The sequence below is a fragment of the uncultured Rikenella sp. genome, assembly GCF_910579375.1.
Classification (GTDB): Bacteria; Bacteroidota; Bacteroidia; order Bacteroidales; family Rikenellaceae; genus Rikenella.
In genome coordinates this window covers 1-4910 of the sequence record NZ_CAJTUJ010000137.1, presented here as the reverse complement: position 1 = coordinate 4910, position 4910 = coordinate 1, and the positions used below count along the sequence as shown (strand labels likewise).

Genomic DNA, 4910 nt, shown 5'->3' with positions numbered 1-4910 from the left:
CCGAGCGGCGGACTGCAACTCGTCGGCGCTCGTTGCTGCTCTCCGCTGGCGGCGAACTGCTTGAACAAGGCGTGCCGAGGACGACCCGGCAGCCTGAGGCGGTGAATGAGTTGTTGCTCTTGCGACTCGCAGAGTCGCGCGGGCCGGCCGCCTGCCTACGGGAGGCCCGCAACACGCCGCTTACGCGCCGAGAATTGCGGTTTCTCCCGGGCGTCCGGCCTGCCATGTGGCGCGCTTTCATTCAACCGATAGGAATGTGCTCTTGTGATTCGGGTCGGAGCCAGCGTGGACGCAACGAGCTCTGCGAAGTTGCAGGCCTACGCCTGTGGGGTGGCTCCGGCCCGCGGGTTCTGCGAACCGCAGGATTCAGCTCAAAAGTAGGGTAGAGGCTGTCTAATATTAGGGTAGCTCCAGCCCCTTGCCCACCGCGTGCCCGCGGCGTTTATTCCGAGAGGCAACGCAACTGAAAACCGTAGGCACGATGGCTCGCGTGGTTGGAGAGGAGGTACTGCGTGTAAAAGTTCAAGTGCATGCTGTTGGCACCGTTGACAGAGGAAGACCAGCTGTATCCGCCGTGTCCGAGATAGTTCGCGGCACCTGTATCCCGAGGGAGGTAGCCCGGGGCGGGCATTCCGGCCTCAGAAAGGCCTGCCCCGCTTAATAATTCAGCATACAAAAAAGCATGAGACCCATATTTTCCGTAGCGGTAGACGTTGGCGGGGGTGTCTACCCGAAAAACACAAGCCTCATGCAAAGCTGCTATTAACCTTTCATTTCACGTCTTCACCTTTTGCGAAGCGAAGAGCCGTTGCACGGCCACCATGAAATTCGAAGACAAAGATACGAACAAAATCGAAATACGCAAAAAAACGATTAATTTTACCTCCGCAATCGCAAAATCGAAAACGTTACAACCCCGATGAACCGTTATTACCTTGCCGGAGCGGCACTTCTCGTTGCCGCACTCACAGCCGGCTGTCAAAGCACGATGGCTATCAAAACGAAACCTTACCCCGAAACCCGTAAAGACACCACCGTGGTGGACGATTACCACGGCACGCGGGTGGCAGACCCGTACCGTTGGCTCGAAGACGACCGGTCGACCGAAACCGCAGCCTGGGTGGCCGCTCAGAATGCCGTGACACAGGACTATCTGGCGCAGATTCCTTATCGCGAACAGATCAAACAGCGGCTCACCGAACTCTACGATTATCCGAAAGAGGGGACACCGTTCCGCGTCGGCGAATACTACTTCTTCTATAAGAACGACGGGTTGCAGAACCAGAGCGTGCTCTACTACCAGAAAGGACTCGACGGCACGCCGGAAGTCTTCCTCGACCCCAACACCTTGTCGAAGGACGGAACCGTGGCTCTGAATACCGTCACCTTCTCGAAAGACGACCGCTATGCGGCTTATTCCGTTTCCCGATCGGGGTCGGACTGGGTCGATATCTATGTGATGGAGGTCGCTACGCGCAAGCAATTGGCGGACAAGATCGAATGGGTGAAGTTCAGCGGCGCCAGCTGGGGAGACGGCGGCTTCTACTACAGCCGCTACGACGCACCGGCCGAGGGGGCGAGCGCATACTCCGCGAAAAACGAATTTCAGAAAGTCTATTTTCATAAGCTGGGGACTCCGCAGGCGGAAGACCGGCTGATCTACGAAGATAAGACACACCCGTTGCGTTACTTCTCGGGCTTCGTGAGCGACGACTTCCGGTGGCTCTTTATCGTCGGTTCCGAGGGGACGAGCGGAAACGAGATACTTTATAAGAATTTGACCGTGCCGAACGCGTCGTTCAAAACGCTCTTCAAGGGGTTTGCCAACGACTATTCCATCGTGGACTGCATCGGGAACACGGCCTATGTGCTGACCAACGCGGAGGCGCCGAACTTCCGGCTGGTGTCGGTCGATTTGAATGCCGCTGTGCCGGTGGCCACGGATGTGATTCCTGAGTCTGAAAACCTGCTGGAGTGGGCGACGACGGCCGGCGGGGCGATCTTCGCCGGATATCTCAAAGATGCGTCGAGCCGCGTTTATCAGTACGGTTTCGACGGCGCTCTGGTGCGCGAGATCGCGCTGCCGGGGATCGGTACGGCGGGCGGTTTCAGCGGCGAGGCGGAGGACACCGAGGTGTTCTACGGCTTTAGCAGTTTCAATGTGCCGCCGACTTCGTATCGCTACACGATCGCGGACGGCACTTCGACGTTGTACCACGAAACGAAGGTGAATTTCGATGTCTCGGCCTTTACGGTCGAACAGGTCTTCTATCCGTCGAAAGACGGTACCCGGGTGCCGATGTTCTTGGTCTATAAGAAGGGGCTGAAACGGGACGGCTCGAATCCGGTCTACCTCTATGCCTACGGCGGGTTCAACATCAGCCGCACGCCGGGTTTCTCGGCGTCGAACATCCTGTTGCTGGAGCAGGGGGGGATTTATGCGCTGGCCAATATCCGGGGCGGGGGCGAGTATGGCGAGGCTTGGCACCGGGCGGGGATGCTGGAGAAGAAGCAGAACGTTTTCGACGACTTTATCGCGGCAGCCGAATATCTGATTGCGGAAAAATACACTTCGCCGCAGAAACTGGCCATCGCGGGCGGTTCGAACGGGGGGCTGCTGATCGGGGCGTGTCTGACGCAGCGGCCGGATCTCTACTGTGCGACTTTCCCGATGGTGGGGGTGTTGGATATGTTGCGTTACCACCGTTTTACGATCGGTTGGGGCTGGGTCGTGGAGTACGGTTCGGCGGACAATGCGGCGGATTTCCCGTACCTCTATAAGTATTCGCCGCTGCACAATATCAAACGGGGGACTTGCTATCCGCCGACGATGATCATGACGGCGGATCACGACGACCGGGTGGTGCCGGCGCATTCGTTCAAGTTCGGGGCGACGCTCCAGGCGGCGCAGGGGTGCGAAAATCCGATCCTGCTGCGTGTCGAGTCGGATGCGGGCCACGGGGCGGGCAAACCGATCTCGAAGTCCATTCAGGAACAGGCCGATATCTGGTCGTTCTTCCTGTGGAATGCGGGTGTGCGGAATTTTTAACCGTTCGGTTACTGTGTCTACCCGCATGGAACTGTCGCTTGTTGGCTTCGCCTTCCTCCTCGCCGCTCGGTAATTTGCAAACTGCGTTTGCATTACGCTCGCTGGCAGCGTCGGTTGAAAGAAAGCGACGCAAAGAACTTTTGCAGAGGTCGTCCCAACGGGACGACCACGGGTTATCTCCGCCTTGTTTCGTTGGGCTGGATTTTCAGGCGCGGCGCGCGTGGGGTTCTCGTCCATTATTAGCGCGCCACACCGGGAAATCCAGCCCAACCAATCGGGCAGACACGGCCAGAGCATCCCGCAGGGATGCGCTCTAAAGTTTTTCTGGTTCTCTTTGTGAACAAAGAGACCAGTACCCTCCTGGGCAAGTACAGATAATCGAAGGATTAATAAATACAGTCAATGAGTATCAACGAGGAACAAGACCGGATTATCGACGAATTCAGCGTATTCGACGAATGGCTCGACCGATACAGCTACCTGATCGAGCTCGGGAACGGGCTGACCGCGATCGCTCCGGAGCATAAGACCGAACAATTTCTGATAAAAGGATGTCAGTCCCGGGTTTGGGTCGACGCCCGGCTCGACGACGAAGGACGGATGCACTTTACGGCCGACAGCGACGCCATTATCACCAAAGGGATTATCGCCCTGTTGATCCGCGTGTTGGACGGACATACACCCGAAGAGGTGCGCGATGCCGATCTCTATTTTATCGGCCGGATCGGTCTTTCGCAGAACCTCTCGCCGACGCGCGCCAACGGATTGTTGGCTATGATCCGGCAGATGAAATTGTTTGCGACCGCGTATGCCGCCATGCAAAAATAATCGTTACTTTTGGGTCGGATTATGACACCGCAGGAGATACTCGACATCGAGCGCGACATTGTCTACACGCTCAAAAACATTTATGATCCGGAGATTCCGGTCAATATCTACGACCTCGGCCTCGTGTACGAGATCGAAATGACCCCGGAGGGGACGGCTAATATTCGGATGACCCTCACGGCACCGAACTGTCCGATGGCCGATATGCTCGTCCAGCAGGTGCACGACGACGTGCTGAAAGTGAAGGGCGTCGAGCGGGTGGATGTGACGTTGACCTTCGATCCGCCGTGGGATCGATCGATGATGACCCAGGAGGCACTGCTCGAACTGGGGATGATATAAGGCGCGTTGATTCAGACAAATACCGAGAACCATTAAACACAACAATACCATCATGAGAAGAAAAATCGTCGCAGGGAACTGGAAAATGAATACCACGCCGGCAGAAGGCGTCGCCCTCCTCGAAGGCGTAGCGGCTCTGAAAGGGGGCGCACCGGCCGATGTCGAACTGATCGTCGGTGTTCCGTTCACCCACTTGTGCAGTGTCAAGGGGCCGGCGGAAAAGGTCGGGATTGCCGTTTCGGCTCAGGATTGTGCGGATCACGAATCGGGGGCTTATACCGGCGAGGTGTCGGCTAAGATGATTTCGTCGTTGGGGGCTAAGTATGTTATTCTGGGGCACTCCGAACGGCGCGAATACTACGGCGAAACCAGCGAAACGCTCAACAAAAAGATGGCTTTGGCTTATGCGCATGGGTTGGCACCGATCTACTGCGTGGGTGAAAAACTCGATGAACGGGAGGCTGGCAAACACTTCGACGTCGTTCGGGCGCAGATCGAAGAGGTCGTTTTCAACCTGACTCCGGAACAGTTCGGCAAATTGGTGATCGCTTACGAACCGGTTTGGGCGATCGGCACCGGCAAGACGGCGACGGCGGAGCAAGCACAGGAGATTCATGCGTTTATTCGCAAGGTGCTGGCTGAAAAGTTCGGTGCGGCAGCAGCTGATAAAACGCCGATTCTTTATGGCGGG

At 56.9% G+C, this 4910-nt stretch carries 4 protein-coding genes; all 4 read left to right on the top strand.

Annotated elements, in window-relative coordinates:
- Positions 1-919: 919 nt before the first annotated feature.
- Positions 920-3049, top strand: a complete 2130-nt coding sequence (locus QZ302_RS08580; protein ID WP_294594484.1) for a prolyl oligopeptidase family serine peptidase — start codon at positions 920-922, stop codon at positions 3047-3049.
- A gap of 402 nt (positions 3050-3451) precedes the next feature.
- Positions 3452-3877: a SufE family protein gene (locus tag QZ302_RS08575; RefSeq protein ID WP_294594483.1), complete on the top strand. Its 426-nt coding sequence runs from the start codon at positions 3452-3454 to the stop codon at positions 3875-3877.
- Between the two features lie 21 nt (positions 3878-3898).
- Complete coding sequence (locus QZ302_RS08570; RefSeq protein WP_294594482.1) at positions 3899-4219, top strand: iron-sulfur cluster assembly protein; 321 nt, start codon at positions 3899-3901, stop codon at positions 4217-4219.
- A 52-nt stretch (positions 4220-4271) separates the two neighbouring features.
- Positions 4272-4910, top strand: a 639-nt coding sequence (gene tpiA / locus QZ302_RS08565; RefSeq protein WP_294594480.1) for a triose-phosphate isomerase, incomplete at its 3' end; no start/stop codon positions are given.